Source organism: Pseudomonas sp. GW821-FHT04D07 (assembly GCF_059420225.1).
Genome location: NZ_JBWKTH010000010.1, coordinates 111,743 through 128,635, shown reverse-complemented (window position 1 = coordinate 128,635; position 16,893 = coordinate 111,743). Strand labels below are relative to the sequence as shown.

Sequence of the window (16,893 nt, the reverse complement as noted above, 5' to 3'; positions counted from 1 at the left end):
CAGAACCCCTGGGGGACGAGGGGGCTTCCCCCCCCGCCACAATGAGTCAACCTCGGCTTCAAGCCAACCAGGGATTGGCCTGTAAATGCGCCCGCTCGAACGCCTTGATCTCCTCGCTCCGTTGCAAGGTGCTGCCAATGGCATCCAGCCCCAGCATCAACGCCGTCTTGCGCAACCCATCGATCTGGAACTCGATAACACTGCCATCCTGCAAACGGATCTGCTGAGCCTCAAGATCAATGCTGATCTGCGCACTCTGCGGCTGGCTCACCACCTGCCCCAAACGCTGCGCCGTGGCCTCGTCCAGGGTGATCAACAACACCCCGTTGCGCTGGCAGTTATCGTAGAAAATCCCGGCGAAACTGCTACCGATCAGCGCCCGGATCCCCATCTGCTTCAGTCCCCACACCGCATGCTCACGGCTGGAGCCACAACCGAAGTTCGGCCCCACCACCATGAAGCTGGCGCCTTTCCAGGCCGGCTGGTTCAGCACGAATTCAGGATTGAGTTCACCGGAAGGTAAAAACCGCAGATCGAAGAACAAACCACGGTCCAGCCCGTTGCGATCGATGCCCTTGAGAAACTGCTTGGGCATGATCACGTCGGTGTCGATATTGGCCGCCAGCATCGGCGCGGCCTTGCCGGTGACTTGGGAAAACGGCTGCATGCTCATGGCCTTGGCTCCAGGTGGCGAATATCGATCAGGTGTCCGGCAATGGCTGCCGCGGCGACCATCGCCGGGCTCATCAAATGCGTGCGCGCGCCCGCGCCCTGACGCCCTTCAAAATTGCGGTTGGTACTGGAGGCGCAACGATCACCGGGCTCCAGCACGTCATCGTTCATCGCCAGGCACATCGAGCAACCCGACTGCCGCCACTCGAAGCCGGCGTCGATAAACACCGCCGCCAAGCCTTCTGCCTCGGCCTGATCGCGCACCTGGGTCGAACCCGGCACGATCATCGCCCGTACATGCTTGGCCACCTGCTGGCCACGCACCACACGGGCCGCATCACGCAGGTCCTCGATGCGCGCGTTGGTGCAGGAGCCAATAAAAGCATGGCTGATCACGATCTCGTTCAACGGCATGCCGGCCTCCAGCCCCATGTAGTTCAAGGCACGGCGCATGTCCTGGCGCAGGATCAGGTCGCTGATGCCTTGCGGGTCCGGCACGCGCGCACCGATGGGCGCGGCCTGGTCCGGGCTGGTGCCCCAGGTGACCATGGGCTCCAGCGCGCTGGCATCCAGTTCGACTTCGCGGTCGAACCGCGCACCGACATCCGTGTGCAGCTCCCGCCAACGGACCACGGCCTGCTCCCACAGCTCGCCCTTGGGCGCCCGGGGCTTGTCCTTGAGGTAGGCGAAGACTTTCTCGTCCGGCGCCATGAAAGCACCGCGCGCCCCCGCCTCCACCGCCATATTGCAGATGGTCATGCGTGCCTCGACGCTCAGGGTATCGATGGTCGAACCCCGGAATTCGATGGCATAGCCGGTGGCCCCGGAAGCGCCGATCTTGCCGATCAGCGCCATGATCACATCCTTGGAAGTCAGACCCGCTGCCAGCTCGCCGCTGACCGTAACCCGCATGGTCTTCAGGCGCTTGTAGACCAGCGTCTGCGAGGCCAGCAGATGCTCGATCTCCGAGGTCCCGATACCGAAGCCAAACGCGCCGAGGGCGCCATAGGTGGTGGTGTGGCTATCACCGGCGGCGACTACCATGCCCGGCAGGATAAAGCCCTGCTCCGGGGCGATCACATGCTCGATGCCCTGGCGCTTGTCGAGCACATCGAACAGTTCGATAGCGAAGTCGGCACAGTTTTCGGCCAGGTATGACACCTGCCGCGCACCGCCGGCGTCCGGCATGGCCGCAATGCGCTTGGGCGCGGTGGGGTTCACGTGGTCGACCACGGCCAGCGCGGTTTCGGCGCGCCAGACTCCGCGCTGGGCTTCACGCAGGCCGCTGAAGGCTTGCGGGCTGGTGTATTCGTTGATGACCTGACGGTCGATATACAGCAGGACATGGCCCTGATCATCGAGGCGACACACCGTATGGGAGTCGATGTGCTTGTCGTAGAGGGTTCTTGTTTGAGTCATGGTGGCGCTCGCAGGAATGAAAGTACGCGAGGCTGTCGGATCACGGCGGCAGGCCGACAGACGTCACGGTCATCATAGGCGGCGAGCACGGACCATCAATGGCGGGAGGGTGATGGCTGGGAACATGGATCGTGTTTGATCGGCGCTTGCCTGGCGCAAGCACCTGGCCGATGCAGACGGTCATCAGTGCGACAAGGGTTTCAGACCTTGGTATCGATCGACATGCTCGCGCCGGAACTGGCGAACTGCTGCAGGTTCAGCAACACGTTAATCGCCTTCTTGTATTCCGGGATCATATGATTGGAGAACTGGTCGCTGGAGCTGCCGCTTTGCAGCGTGCTGATCTGGCTGGCGAAATAGTCCAGCGCGTTGAATTTTTCGCCTGGCTTGTTTTTCGTCCCGGCGGTAGCCAGCAGGCCGGCGGTGGTCGTGCTGATCAGGCCATGTTCCTTGAGGATATTGCTGTACTTGGTCAACTGATCCGGGGTGACCGATTTCGGGTCGAAGCCCTGGAACTGCGACTGCAGCTTGTCCTTCTGCATCTGCGTGGTGTCGAGGGCGGTCGGATCCCTCGGGATGTTGTTGAGCACCTGCTTGTTCTTGATTTCCTGCAGGTTGGCGTTCTTCGTATCGGCAGCCTTGCGCTCAAACACGCGAGTACTGAGCGCGGTGGCCCAGGCGACGACTGAACCACTGCTCATACCCGACCTCCGGCCATACGGTCGAGGGAGATGTCACCGTGCTGCTGAGGTCCTTTCAAGGCGAGCATAAGCAGTGTCCTGTCAAAGGTGGAAATAAGAAATGATTCCAGTCATGTAACATGAATGTACAAATATACAATCTTTGTTACAAGACACCCATCGAAAAGATGTACTGCAATTGTGGGTTGGGGCGAAGCCAATACGACGAATAATCCACGCTCTTGGGGACTGCGCAGCCACCCAGCAGACTCACCAGCAACAGAGCGTCCAGAGCACTCAGAAAACGTGGATTCATTGCTTAATCCCCTTCTTGGCATTGCCCAATAGAAAGTCCATGTAAGCCGTCGATTCAGGGAACAAGGCTTTCTCGGTGTGGAACTGCTGCACCATCTGATCGTCCTTGCCAAGGCTGCCGTAGAGCATGCCCAGATGGACGTGATAGCCCGGTAGCGCGGCAATATTGGTGATTGGCACGCCATGCCCGCCTGACTCAGCGTGGAGCCTCCGCTGACGGCAATCCCGCCCGCCTGGGCCAGCAACGACTGCCAGAACATCGCGTTCGCCAGAATGAACGCCAGCCCGCGCTTGGGTAATCCGCAAAAGTGTTCACGGCTCCCTGGCACTTTCTTGCACGATCGTACCTAAAGCTCGCTTACCCCAAGCCGATAACCGAACGAAGCCCTGACGAGATCAGGCCGACCGAATAATAAAAACCGCTTTGCTAGGACAGCTCCCATGCCCATGTTCCGTACGATCCAAGCCCGCTACACGCTGTTTCTGGTCCTGTTCGTTCTGCTGCTGTTCGTCCTGACCGTGGTCGGGATCAGCCAGTTGGTCGCCCCCACGTTGCGCCAGACCGAAGAACAGGTCGTACTCAACCGCGTGGCCGAAGTGGCCGAGCAGATCAAGGGCGAGTTGAACAAGGTCCAGGCCCAGCAACGCAGCATTACCCAGACCATTCCCCTGCTCGACAGCGACACCATCGACAAGGTCCTGCCCGGCCTGGTGGACCAGTACGGCGAGTTGAAGGTCTTCGGTGGCGGTATCTGGCCCCTGCCCGGTCAGCGCACGCCAGGACGGAACAAGCACAGCACCTTCTGGCATCGCGATGCCAACGGCCAGTTGAAGGTCAATACTTTCTGGAACAGTGCCGAAGCACCCAACTATTACGAGCAACCCTGGTACAAGGGCGGCATGGCCACCCCACGCGGCCAGTGCGCCTGGGCGGCGGCCTACAAGGATGACGCCAGCCAGGAACCGCGGACCAACTGCGCCATGGCCATCCAGCGCGACGGTGCGCCGTACGGCGTCTCGACCATCGACGTGACCCTGGGTTTCTTCAACGACCTGGTGGCGAGCAAGGAAAAAGACATCGGCGGTGAAATGCTGATTGTCGAAGCCGACGGCAAGATCATCAGCAACAGCAGCCATATCAACAGCCCGGTGGTGCTCAAGAACATCAACGACCTGGCCGGCAACTCGGCCTTCGCCGCACAGGTCAAGACCGCTCTGCAAAACCGTGACGCCGCGTCCCATCGCGTGGAATTCAACAATGACGGCGTGGCCAGCACCTTCTTCATGCGCCCCATCGAAGGCACCCCCTGGTACCTCGCCACGGCCCTGCCGACCCAACTGCTCGCCGCCCAGCGCGATGACGTGCTCAATACCCTGGCCCTGCTGCAGATCCCGATGATTGTGCTGCTGGTGCTGTTGCAGGTGTATGCCATCAGCCAGCTGGTCAACCGCATGCGCGCGCTGAAGACCAATATCGACGCATTGTCCACCGGCGATGCCGACCTGACCCGGCGCATCACCATCCGCGCCGAAGACGAGCTGGGGGCCATCGGCCACTCGGTGAACCGCTTTATCGTCTACCTGCAGAACATGATCGGCGAAGTCACCCAGGCCACCGGCGACATGGCCTCAAGCCTGGACAAGCTGCAACAGACCTCGGCCCATACCAACCAGATCCTCACCCGCCACGCCTCGGAAACCGAACAGACGGTCACCGCCATCACCGAGATGAGTGCCACCGCCGACACCGTGGCGCAGAACGCCGCCGAAACCGCCGCCTTCACCCAGCGCGCCAACGAACATGCCGACCGTTCGCGGGTGGTGGTGGGCGAGGCGTCCAATAGCGTGATCGCCCTGATCGACGAAGTCTCCAGCGCCACCCATAAGGTCGAGAGCATGCAGCAGGATGCCCAGCGCATCACCGAGATTCTCGGGGTGATCGGCGCCATTGCCGGGCAAACCAACCTGCTGGCCCTGAACGCCGCCATTGAAGCCGCCCGCGCCGGCGAGCAGGGGCGTGGCTTCGCGGTGGTCGCCGACGAGGTCCGCGCCCTCGCCGCCCGGACCCAGGCCAGCACCTCGGAAATCAACGAGATGCTCACGCGCCTGACCCAGGGGGTCAGTTCGTCGGTCGCCGCCATGGAGAATACCCAGGCCAGCTGTCAGTCCGCGGCCGACGCCACCGCGCGGGTCAACGCCGGGCTCGATGAAATGGCCGGCTCCGTCAGCCATATCAACAGCCTCAGCACCCAGATCGCCACGGCTGCCGAACAGCAGAGTTCGGTCACCGAAGAGATCAACCGCAGCATGGTGCAGATCCGCCATATGGTCGATGAACTGGTCCAGAGCGGCCATGCCACCGATGCCAACACCCGCAGCCTGCTGGACGCCAACAACCGCGTCAGCGCCTTGATGGGCCGTTTCAAGGTCAAGTAACACGCTGCCGCTCGTGCCCCGGAGTCGGGGCACGACCGCCGGTCTTGTGTTGGTCTTGTAAAGTACGAAATATTTTGTATCACCTATGCTCATTACTGTTTCCGCCTTTTAACAAGGATTGCAGTCGGAGCAGAGCCATGGAACCCCCCTCTTTCCAGCCTTATGCCAAAACGCTCAGCAACAAAGTCTATATAGAAGCCGATATCGAGACGGTCTACGCCTACGTGACCCAGCCGGATCGCTGGCACGAATGGCACCCCACCTCCGTCAGCGCCGAGACCGGCATCCGTGGTCCCTTGCCCAAGGATCAGCGCTTCACCGAAGTCATCGACCTGCTGGGTTTACGGATCGAGATGAACTATCGGGTGGTCATCGCCGATGCCCCGGGCGAGTTCAAGATGGCCTTTACCTCCGCCGTGGTCGATGGCTGCATCCACTACAGTTTGTTGCGTGACGGCCGTGGCACGCTGTTTGTCCGCACCCTGCAATACATCACCGAACTGCACCTGAACGGTTTGCACGCACGCATGGTCGAGGTCTCGACGCGGGCGATGGACAACCTCAAGCACCTGTTGGAAACCCCACAGCGCTCCACGGCCTGACACCTCACAGCCCTCCGCCAATTTTGTGGGAGCTGGCTTGCCAGCGATGAGGCCATCAAGTCCTGCATTGAACTCACCGACGCCATCGCCGGCAAGCCGGGCTCCTACAGGTTCAGTGGCGCTCTCTAGAGATGCGTTAATCCAGGGTTAATCGCCGCTCACCAGCATCGCTCCGATTCTTCTGAAAATTCTGTATGTCGAATGCCCGCGCGCCCACGTCGCGATCGCCTGGAACTCGGCGCTAATCTACGACATGATCTTCACTCAGCCGGTCTATTACCCGTTCAAGGACCTGCTCGACCGGCGGGTCAGCAAACAATAACGAGGAAAGAGTGAATGCCCCTACAGATCGCGGTAATCGATGACTGGCAAGGCGTGGCCGCCGAGGCGGTGGACTGGAGTGCCTTGAGCACCGTGGGCCAGGTCAGTTTTCTCCACGACTACCCGGCCGATACCGCAACCATGGCCGAGCGCCTGGGTGGTTTCGAGGTGATCTGCGTGATGCGCGAGCGCAGCCCGTTCAATGAGGCCCTGCTGCGCCAACTGCCGCGCCTGAAGCTGCTGGTGACCGGCGGTATGCGTAACGCCGCCCTCGATATCAAGGCCGCCAGCGCCCTGGGCATCCAGGTCTGCGGCACCGACAGCTACAAGCAGGCCGCGCCGGAGCTGACCTGGGCGCTGATCATGGCCGCCAACCGCAATCTGCTCAAGGAGGCCAACTCCCTGCGCGCCGGACACTGGCAGCAAGGCCTGGGCGGCGACCTGTATGGCAAGACCCTGGGCATCCTCGGCCTGGGCAGCATCGGCCAGCGTATTGCCGGCTACGCCAAGGCGTTCGGCATGCGGGTCATCGCCTGGAGCGAGAACCTCACCGCCGAACGCGCCGCCGAATCCGCCGTGGAATACGTCAGCAAGGCGGAACTGTTCAAGCAGGCCGACCTGCTCACCGTGCACCTGGTGCTCAGCGAGCGTTCCCGTGGCCTGGTGGACACCGAGGCCCTGGCCTGGATGAAACCCTCGGCCTACCTGATCAACACCGCACGTGGGCCGATCGTCGACGAACAGGCGCTGATCGCGGCACTGGAGCAAGGCCGACTGGCCGGTGCCGCGCTGGACGTCTTCGAACAGGAGCCGTTGCCAGCCGAGCATCCCTTCCGCAAGCTGGACAATGTCCTGGCAACCCCCCATGTCGGCTACGTCAGCCAGAACAACTACCGGCTGTTCTACAGCCAGATGATCGAAGATATCCAGGCCTGGTCGGCCGGGCAGCCGATCCGGCTCCTGAGCTAAGCACGCGGCTGCCTGGCTGGTGCAATAGATAAGTACCTCCACCTCGGCCTCGCGCCTTCGTTTACTCGCTCCTGAAGTGCCGTCACCTTCGACGGCACGCCCAGGAGAACGAGCATGACCCGACCCACCTTCGAACTCGGCGGCTGGAGCCAGACCCTCACTCGCGAACCCATGCCGCATTTCACCCAGATGATGTACGGTATGGTGACCCATCTCGACGGACTGACCACCGGCACTGTCAGCACACCCGGCTGGAGCCCCGCTACCTCGGCAGCTCCACGTCCAGACGGTTACACTGGCAAAGTGCTCTGGAGCTACGGCGGCGGCCTCTGCTCACCGAAGGCCAAGCCGGCCGACCAGAACGAGATCGACGCCATCGTCAACGCGACCCTCGACAATAACTGGGACGGCGTCGACTTCGACGACGAGTGCCAGATGAACATCCCGAATGTCATCACGGCCATGCAGATCCTCAAGCAGCGGAACAAACAGACCCGTTTTGGCTTTATCTCGGGCTACACCTACAACACCCCCACCAGCAGCACCGGCATGGCCCTCAACGACAAGATCCGGCAAGTGGTCGAGTCCGGGCATTGCGAGCAGATCGTGCACTATTGCTACGCCAGCCGGATGTGGACCGATGCCGAAATCGAGCGCTACGTGGGCCAATCCCTGGAGCGTACCCTGGCCCATGGTGCACGGCCTGGGCAGTTGATCCTGGCGCTGACCAGCCGTGGCCTGAGCGATCACAATCTGCAGTTATTTCTCGACCAGGTGATCGAGCAACAAATCGGCGGGCTCTATATCTGGGCATACCATCAACTGCTGCCCAGCCACCAACGCACTATTTTCGAGCGCTTGGGCTTCGAACCTGCGCCAGTGATGTGCGGCCGTTCCGGGGCATTCGCCCAGGATCGCCTGTGACATAGATCAACTGCGCCGTATTTTCCCAATATTCGTCTAAACAACGCCGCTCACAGTGGCAACATCTCTCCTACACTGATTTTCGGGCCTGCTGACCGACCAGTCATTTTCGCGCAAAAAAGTCGAAACTTCTGATGCGGCGGCCGGTCAGGTTAGAGGTAGGGCGTCTGTTCCGGATGTAATGCGGACAGGGGCTCCCCACTCTTTCTTGCCTCCGTGCGATGGGCATCCTTCGCCCAGCCGCGCGAAACCAGTGTGTCCGACCAAAGGAAGCGGTTTGGGCACGCTGTATGAAAGAGAAAAAGAACCAGATCAAATAAAATGGGAGAGTCACATGATCAGCAGCGCTGCGTTGGAAACTCAGGAAGAGCATTTTAATCAGGCCAGCGAAGCGGTCCCCGTGTCAGCCCCCTTGGCGGGAGGAAAATCTGTGTTGACGGCAGCCGCTGTCAATTCCAACAAGAAAAAGGTGCTGTTCGTCACCTCCGAATTCGCCGATCTGGTCAAGACCGGCGGCCTGGGCGACGTGTCCGCCGCCCTGCCCCGGGCCATGCACCACCTGCACGATGTACGGGTGCTGATTCCCGGTTATCCGCAGGTGATGAACAGCGACAACCCGATCCATATCATCGGCGAGCTGGGTGGCCACGCCGCGCTGCCACCGTGCAAGATCGGCCGCATGGACCTGCCCGACGGCCTGGTGATCTACGTGCTGATCTGCCCCGAGCTCTATGAGCGCGATGGCACCCCCTACGGCGCCAACAACGGGCGCGACTGGCCGGACAACCATATCCGCTTCGCCCGCCTGGGCCTGGCGGCAGCCGATATCGCCGCCAACCTGGCGCAGATCCACTGGACCCCGGACCTGGTCCACGCCCACGACTGGCCGGCCGGCCTGGCCCCGGCCTATATGCACTGGCGCGGCCAGCGCACCGCGACCCTGTTCACCATTCATAACCTCGCCTATCAGGGCGTGGTCAGCCTCGCCTGCTGCCCGGAACTGGGGATCCCGCCCCACGCCCTGCAACAGGAAGGCATGGAGTTCTACGGCAAGCTGTCGTTCCTCAAGGCCGGCATGGCCTACTCCAGTCATATCACCACGGTGAGTGCCACCTACGCCCAGGAAATCACCACCCCGCAATTCGGCTGTGGCCTGGACGGATTCCTTGCCAGCAAGACCCACCAGGGCCTGCTCAGCGGGATTCCCAACGGCATCGATGAAAGCTGGGATGCGGCCACCGACAGCCACCTGGTCCACCCCTTCACCCCGGGCGACTGGGACGGCAAGGCGGTCAACGCCGCCCATGTGCGGACCCTGTTCGGCCTCGATCCATCGACCGGACCTCTGTTTGCGGTGGTCTCGCGTCTGGTCTACCAGAAAGGCCTGGACCTGACCGAGGCGGTCAGCGAAATGATTGTGGCCGAAGGTGGCCAGATCGCGATCATCGGCCGTGGCGAACCGGAAGAAGAACAGGCCATGCGCCAGTTGGCCCTGCGTTTCCCAGGGCGGATCGGGGTGCGCATCGGTTTCAACGAAACCGATGCCCGCCGCATGTTCGCTGGCAGCGATTTCCTGCTGATGCCCTCGCGCTATGAACCCTGTGGCCTGAGCCAGATGTATGCCCAGCGCTTCGGCTCGCTGCCGGTGGCGCGCAACACCGGCGGGCTGGCCGACACCATCGAGAACGGTGTCACCGGCTTCCTCTTCGACGAGTCCAGCGTGGACAGTTATGCCGAGGCGCTGAGCCGGGCATTCAAGGTGTTCGCCCATCCACCGCTGCTCAACGCCATGCGCTGCCGTGCCATGGCGGCCCCCTTCAACTGGTGCAAGGCGGTGGAGCCCTACGCCGAGCTGTACCAGAACCTGGTCGCCAAGTCCCGGAGCAGGTCGGGCCAGCACTGAGGAGGTCTTCATAGATGCCGTTACGGACTCTGGAAACCTGGCCTCATGGCGCAACCCTGCTGGACGCCGAGCACACCCGCTTCGCGCTGTGGGCACCGGATGCCTATTACGTCAGCGTCGAGCTCGACGATGGCCGCTCCCTGGCCATGCTGCCGCAGCACGACGGCTGGTTTGTCCTCGAGGCCCGCTGCCCGGTCGGTAGCCACTATCGCTTCCATATCGACGGCGAGCAGTTGGTGCCCGACCCGGCCTCGCGGCGCCAGGTCGGCGATGTGCACGGCCCGAGCCAGGTGGTCGATTCCCTGGCCTATCACTGGCAACACAAGGATTGGCAGGGGCGGCCCTGGCACGAGGCGGTGATCTACGAGCTGCATGTCGGGGTCTTGGGTGGCTATCGCCAGGTCGAAAACCAACTGGCGCGCCTGGCCGAACTGGGCATCACCGCCATTGAGCTGATGCCCCTGGGCCAATTCCCCGGCGAGCGCAACTGGGGCTACGACGGCGTGCTGCCCTATGCGCCGCACGCCACCTATGGTTCGCCCGAAGACCTCAAACACCTGATCGACACGGCCCACGGACATGGCCTGATGGTGCTGCTGGACGTGGTCTACAACCACTTCGGCCCGGACGGCAATTACCTTGGCCAATACGCCAAGGACTTCTTCCGCGACGACCAGCAGACTCCGTGGGGCGCGGCGATCGATTTTCGCCGCCGCGAAGTCCGCGATTTTTTCATCGACAACGCCTTGATGTGGTTGCTGGAGTACCGTTTCGACGGCCTGCGCCTGGATGCCGTACACGCGATCAACGACAGCACCTTGCTCCACGAACTGGCCCAAGCGGTTCGCCAACAGGTGGACCCAACGCGACACGTGTGGCTGACTCTGGAAAACGAACACAACCAGGCCAGCCTGCTGGAAGAAGCCTTTGACGCCCAGTGGAACGATGATGGCCATAACGCCTTGCACGTCCTGTTGACCGGCGAAACCGACGCCTACTACGCCGACTTTGCCCGGGAAACCACCGCCAAGCTGGCCCGCTGCCTGAGCCAGGGTTTCGTTTTCCAGGGCCATCCTGACCGTCACGGCCGCAGTCGCGGCTCGCCCAGCGCCCATCTGCCGCCCAGCGCCTTCGTGCTGTTCCTGCAGAACCACGACCAGATCGGCAACCGGGCCCTGGGCGAGCGCCTCAACCAGCTCTGTCCGGCCCCGGCCTTGCGGGCGGCCACGGCGCTGCTGCTGCTGTCACCGATGATCCCCTTGCTGTTCATGGGTGAGGAAACCGCGGCCCGAGAGCCCTTCCTGTTTTTCACCGATCACCACGGTGAACTGGCCGACGCGGTGCGCGAAGGCCGGCGCGCGGAATTCGCCGATTTTCCGGCCTTTGCCGACCCCGCACGCCGGGCACATATTCCCGACCCGAATGCCGCCGACAGCTTCAACGACTCGCGCCCCGACCTGAACGATGCCAGCGACGACCTCAATCGCCAGGCCACCGTATGCCTCTACCGGCAACTGCTGGAGCTGCGCCACCGGGAAATCATCCCCCGGCTCCCCGGCGCCCAGGCCCTGGGCAGCGATGTGCTGGCCGATGGCGCCCTCAGCGCGCGCTGGCGCATGGGCGACGGTAGCCTGCTGCGCATCGACCTCAATCTCAGCGCCGAGTCCGTCAGCCATCACCCGCCCAGCCCAGCCCGTTTGCTGTTCGAAAGCACCGCCGGGGCCAGTCGCCAATTGGATGAAGGTCATCTGGCCCCCTACTGTGCGCTGGTTACCCTGACCCCCGGGGACGTCATGCAGTCACCCACCGGAGAGCACCCATGAGCGACGCGCAACTGGAAATACTCGCCAGCCGGGCCGGCCTGGCCGTCGATTGGATCGACGCCAATGGCCGTCCGCAGAAAGTCCGGCCCGAGGTCTTGCGCAAGATCCTGGCCGGACTCGGCCATCCCGCCGACACTGACCTGGCCATCGACAACAGCCTGCGGGAACTGCAACTCGCCCAGCAACAAAAACATCTGCCGCCGCTGTTGACCGTGGACGTCGGCAAGGGCCTGGACCTGGCCCACTATTTCGCCGCCGCCACCCCCTGCGAGGTGCATCTGGAGAACGGCACGCTCCTGCACTTGCAGCTGGACCAGGACGCGGTGCTGCCGGGCAAGATTCCAGTGGGTTACCAGACGGTGCATATCGCCGGCCAGCACTTCACCCTCGCCGTGGCCCCGGCGCAGTGCCACAGCGTGGCGGCGGCCACCGATAGCGCAACACCTCGTGCCTGGGGCCTGACGGTCCAGTTGTATGCCCTGCAACGCGCCGGCGACGGCGGTTTCGGCGACACCCTGGCCCTGGAAAACCTGGTCCGGGCCGCCGGCGAGCGCGGCGCCGACGCCCTGGCGATCAGCCCGCTGCACGCCATGTTCAGCTGCGACCCGCAACGCTACAGCCCCTACTCGCCCTCCAGCCGGTTGTTTCTCAACAGTCTATATGCGGCGCCGGAGGCGATTCTCGGCGCACCGGCCCTGCGCCAGGCCATCGACACCACTGGGCTGGCCGATGAACTGCGGCAACTGGAAGCGCTGCCCTTGATCGACTGGCCCCGCGCCGCCCGCGCCAAACAGCACCTGTTGCGCGCACTGTACGACGGCTTCCGCTTCGGCACCCACCCGCTCGCCACGGACTTCGCGCATTTTCGCCAGATCGGCGGCGAAGCCCTGGAAAATCACTGTCGCTTCGAAGCCCTGCAGGCGGCCTGCAGCGCCCGCGGCGAAAGCACCGACTGGCGCCACTGGCCCTCGATCTGGCGCCATCCCGACAGCCCGGTCCTTGCCCGCTTCGCCGAGGAGCAGGCCGAGGAGATCGGTTTCTACGCCTTCGGCCAATGGCTGGTCGCCCGCTGCCTTGAGCGCGCGCAAAAGGCCGCCCGGGACAGCGGCATGGGTATCGGCCTGATCGCCGACCTCGCCGTCGGCGCCGATGGCGGCGGCAGCCAGGCCTGGAGCCGGCAGGATGAACTGCTGGCCGAACTCACCGTCGGCGCGCCGCCGGATATCCTCAACCGTACCGGGCAAAGTTGGGGCATCTCGGCCTTCGCCCCGGAAGGTCTGAAGCGCCACGGGTTCCGCGCCTTTATCGAGATGCTGCGGGCCAACTTCGCCCATGCCGGCGGCCTGCGCATCGACCATGTGATGGGCTTGCAACGGCTCTGGGTGATCCCCCTCGGCTCACCGCCGAGTGACGGCGCCTACCTGTATTACCCGCTGGACGACCTGCTGCGCCTGCTGACCCTGGAGTCCGCGCGCCACCAGGCGGTGGTGCTCGGCGAAGACCTCGGCACGGTACCCGAGGGCCTGCAGGAAAAACTCGCCGCCCGGGCGATCCTCGGCATGCGCGTGCTGTTGTTCGAGCAGGAATATGACCATCGCTTCCGGCCGATCCTCGACTGGCCGGACAACGCCCTGGCCATCACCAGCACCCACGACCTGCCGACCCTCAATGGCTGGTGGCATGCCCGGGATATCGACTGGAATATCCAACTCGGCCTGATCGACAACAGCACCGCCGATCACTGGCGCGAAACCCGCCAGCATGAACGTGACGGCCTGCATCGTACCTTGAGCAACGACCCGCAGAATTTCCGCGATGAGTCCCACGAAACCGACCAGATCCTCGATGCCAGCGTGCGTTTCCTCGGTCATACCCGCGCGCCCCTGGTGTTGCTGCCGCTGGAGGACGCCCTGGGGGTCGAAGAACAAGCCAACCTGCCCGGCACCCTCGATAGCCACCCGAACTGGCGTCGGCGCCTGCCCGGCGACAGCAGCCAGTTGCTGGACGATGTGGACGCCGCCCGCCGCCTGGAACTGCTGGCCTGTGCCCGCCTCCAGGCCGCCGAGCGTGACCGATGAGTCCACCCTTGCGTGCGACGCTGCGCCTGCAATTTCATCAAGGTTTCAACCTGGATGACGCGGTGCCGCTGGTGCCCTACTTCGCGCAGTTGGGCATCAGCCATGTCTACGCCTCGCCGCTGCTCACCGCGCGCGACGGTTCGATGCACGGCTACGATGTGGTCGACCCGACCCGGGTCAATCCGCAACTGGGCGGTGAACCGGCATTGCGGCGCCTGATGCAGACCCTGCGTCAACACGACATGGGCCTGATCCTCGACATCGTTTCCAACCATATGGCGGTCGGCGGCGCGGACAATCCCTGGTGGCTGGACCTGCTGGAATGGGGCCGGCAGAGCCCCTACGGCGAATTCTTCGATATCCAGTGGCACTCGCCCGACCCGTTGCTCGAAGGGCAATTGCTGATGCCCTTCCTCGGTAGCGACTACGGCGTGGCCTTGCAGGAAGGCGCCATCCCCCTGCGCTTCGATGCCGAGTACGGCGGCTTCCATATCGAGCATTACCAGCACCGCTTTCCCATCTGTCCCCGGGACTACGCGCAGATACTCGCCGATATCCCCCAGTTGGAAACCCTGGCCGGGCACTTCAAGGCCCTCAACAGCCTGCCCGACGCCTATGCCCAGGCGCAGGTCCTGCGCGCGGAACTGGCGCAACGCCACGATTTCCACGCGGCCATCGAGCAGAGTCTTGCACGTTATGACTCGCGCCAGCCCGAAGGTTTCCAGCGCCTGCACCGGCTGCTGGAGCGCCAGCACTACCGCCTCGCCAGTTGGCGCACCGCCGCCGACGACATCAATTGGCGGCGTTTCTTCGATGTCAACGAACTGGGTGGCCTGCGGGTCGAGCGCCCGGCGGTGTTCGAGGCCACCCACCGGAAAATCTTCCAGCTGATCGAGGACGGCCTGGTGGATGGCCTGCGCATCGATCATATCGACGGGCTCGCCGACCCTCGCGGCTACTGCCGCAAACTGCGCCGGCGGGTCGATCGCCTGGCACCCGGACGGCACCTGCCGATCTACGTGGAGAAAATCCTCGGCCAGGACGAAAACCTGCACCGCGACTGGCAGGTGGACGGCACCACCGGCTACGAGTTCATGGACCAGCTGTCGCTGCTGCAACACGATCCGCGCGGCGAGCAACCCTTGAGCGAACTCTGGAGCCGCTTGAGCGAGCGCCCCGCCAAGTTCGCCGAGGAAGCCCAATTGGCCCGCCAGCAGGTCCTTGCCGGCGGGCTGGCGGGGGACTGCGAAAGCGTGGCCCAGGCCCTGCTGCAAGTGGCCCGGGACGACCTGATGAGCCGCGACCTGACCCTCGGCGCGATTCGCCGAGCCTTGCAGGCGCTGATTGTGCACTACCCGGTGTACCGCACCTATATCAACGCCAATGGCCGCCCGGCCGAGGACGAGGGGTTTTTCCAACAGGCCCTGGCCGGCGCTCGCACCACCCTCGGCGAGGCCGACTGGCCGCTGCTCGACTACCTGCAACAGTGGCTCGGCGGACAACCCTGGCGCCAGCGCGCACCAGGGCGTCAGCGCAAGCTGCTCAAGCATGCCTGCGTGCGCTTCCAGCAACTGACCTCGCCAACGGCCGCCAAGGCTGTCGAAGATACGGCGTTCTATCGCTCGGCGGTGCTGCTGTCGCGCAATGACGTGGGCTTTGCCACCGAGCGCTTCAGCGCCCCCCCGCAGGCCTTCCATGCGGCCAACCGACAACGCCTGGAAAATTTCCCGGACAACCTGTTGACCAGCGCCACCCATGATCACAAACGGGGCGAGGACAGCCGCGCGCGGCTGGCGGTACTGAGCGAGTACGGTCCCTGGTATGTCGAACAGGTGCAAGGCTTTCGCCAACTGGCCCAAGCCCTGCGCGCTGATCCCCTGGCCCCCTCGGCGGCGGACGAGTTGATTCTCTACCAGGCGCTGTTGGGCAGTTGGCCGCTGACCCTGGCGAGCGACGATTCGGCCGGGCTGGATGATTACGCCGGACGTCTCTGGCAATGGCAATGCAAGGCCCTGCGCGAAGCCAAGCTGCACAGCAGTTGGAGCGCGCCCAACGAGGCCTACGAGCAGGCCTGCCGCGATTTTCTCGAAACACTGCTGACCCGTCCGGCCGGCCTGCCACTGCGCACGGCCCTGGCGGCAGCGGTAGAAAAGATTGCGCCAGCCGGCGCACTCAACAGTTTGGCCCAGTGTTTGCTGCGCATGACCGTACCGGGCGTGCCAGACCTGTACCAGGGCAACGAGTTCTGGGACTTCAGCCTGGTGGACCCGGACAATCGCCGAGCGGTGGATTTCGCGGCCCGGCAACAGGCATTGCAGCAACCGGCAGCGCCAGGGGAGCTGTTGACGGACTGGCGCAGCGGTCGACTCAAACAGGCCTTGATTGCCCGTACTCTGGGGGTGCGGGCTGAATATGGGAGGGTCTTCAGTCGTGGCGACTATCAGCCATTGGCAGTGCTCGGCAAGCGGGCCGAACAGGTGCTGGCTTTCATGCGCGGCACACCGACGCAGCGCGCCATTGTGATCATCCCCCGGCTGTCGGCCCAACTGCTGGCCGACGATCAGCTGCCGCGGGTACAGGCACCGGTTTGGGGCGATACGCGGGTCAAACTGCCATTCGCCGCACCGGGGCGCAAATTAAAGGGACTATTTTCGATGTGCGCAGTCACACCCCATAACGAGCTGATGGTGGGTGCGGCACTCGAAGATTTCCCGGTCAATCTCTTTATCCAAACTTGAGTTCAGGAGCATG

General features: G+C 63.4%; 11 protein-coding genes and 1 pseudogene. 8 read left to right on the top strand and 4 right to left on the bottom strand.

The window, feature by feature from the left end; genetic code table 11:
• Positions 1-58: 58 nt before the first annotated feature.
• The 4 genes and pseudogenes from leuD to AC07T0_RS14775 all read right to left on the bottom strand — a co-directional run.
• Positions 59-673, bottom strand: coding sequence for a 3-isopropylmalate dehydratase small subunit (gene leuD / locus AC07T0_RS14790; RefSeq protein ID WP_495001887.1), 615 nt, complete (start codon positions 671-673; stop codon positions 59-61).
• Positions 670-2,091 (bottom strand): 3-isopropylmalate dehydratase large subunit, encoded by a 1,422-nt coding sequence (gene leuC / locus AC07T0_RS14785; RefSeq protein WP_495001886.1) that lies wholly within the window; start codon positions 2,089-2,091, stop codon positions 670-672. The genes leuD and leuC overlap by 4 nt, the downstream gene beginning before the upstream one ends.
• A 200-nt stretch (positions 2,092-2,291) precedes the next feature.
• Complete coding sequence (locus AC07T0_RS14780) at positions 2,292-2,792, bottom strand: hypothetical protein (RefSeq protein WP_495001885.1); 501 nt, start codon at positions 2,790-2,792, stop codon at positions 2,292-2,294.
• A gap of 291 nt (positions 2,793-3,083) precedes the next feature.
• Positions 3,084-3,245: pseudogene (locus AC07T0_RS14775) on the bottom strand (DUF4810 domain-containing protein); the annotation flags it as partial.
• A gap of 282 nt (positions 3,246-3,527) precedes the next feature.
• On the opposite strand from AC07T0_RS14775, the gene AC07T0_RS14770 reads away from it, so the two are divergent.
• The 8 genes from AC07T0_RS14770 (at position 3,528) to AC07T0_RS14735 (ending at position 16,880) form a co-directional block, all read left to right on the top strand.
• Complete coding sequence (locus tag AC07T0_RS14770; RefSeq protein ID WP_495001884.1) at positions 3,528-5,522, top strand: methyl-accepting chemotaxis protein; 1,995 nt, start codon at positions 3,528-3,530, stop codon at positions 5,520-5,522.
• 137 nt (positions 5,523-5,659) lie between these two features.
• Positions 5,660-6,124 carry an SRPBCC family protein gene (locus AC07T0_RS14765; RefSeq protein WP_495001883.1) on the top strand — a complete coding sequence of 155 codons (465 nt, stop codon included), beginning with the start codon at positions 5,660-5,662 and terminating at the stop codon, positions 6,122-6,124.
• Positions 6,125-6,460: 336 nt separating this feature from the next.
• Positions 6,461-7,414, top strand: coding sequence for a D-2-hydroxyacid dehydrogenase family protein (locus AC07T0_RS14760; RefSeq protein WP_495001882.1), 954 nt, complete (start codon positions 6,461-6,463; stop codon positions 7,412-7,414).
• Between the two features lie 114 nt (positions 7,415-7,528).
• The gene (locus AC07T0_RS14755; RefSeq protein WP_495001881.1) at positions 7,529-8,338 is read left to right on the top strand and encodes a hypothetical protein; all 810 of its coding nucleotides are present in this window, start codon (positions 7,529-7,531) and stop codon (positions 8,336-8,338) included.
• Positions 8,339-8,675: 337 nt separating this feature from the next.
• Positions 8,676-10,241 carry a glycogen synthase GlgA gene (gene glgA / locus AC07T0_RS14750; protein ID WP_495001936.1) on the top strand — a complete coding sequence of 522 codons (1,566 nt, stop codon included), beginning with the start codon at positions 8,676-8,678 and terminating at the stop codon, positions 10,239-10,241.
• A gap of 14 nt (positions 10,242-10,255) precedes the next feature.
• A complete protein-coding gene (treZ, locus tag AC07T0_RS14745) occupies positions 10,256-12,064 on the top strand; it encodes a malto-oligosyltrehalose trehalohydrolase (RefSeq protein ID WP_495001880.1) in 1,809 nt (602 codons plus the stop codon).
• Positions 12,061-14,142: a 4-alpha-glucanotransferase gene (gene malQ / locus AC07T0_RS14740; RefSeq protein ID WP_495001879.1), complete on the top strand. Its 2,082-nt coding sequence runs from the start codon at positions 12,061-12,063 to the stop codon at positions 14,140-14,142. Before treZ ends, malQ begins: the two co-directional genes overlap by 4 nt.
• Positions 14,139-16,880: a malto-oligosyltrehalose synthase gene (locus AC07T0_RS14735; protein WP_495001878.1), complete on the top strand. Its 2,742-nt coding sequence runs from the start codon at positions 14,139-14,141 to the stop codon at positions 16,878-16,880. The genes malQ and AC07T0_RS14735 overlap by 4 nt, the downstream gene beginning before the upstream one ends.
• Positions 16,881-16,893: the final 13 nt, after the last annotated feature.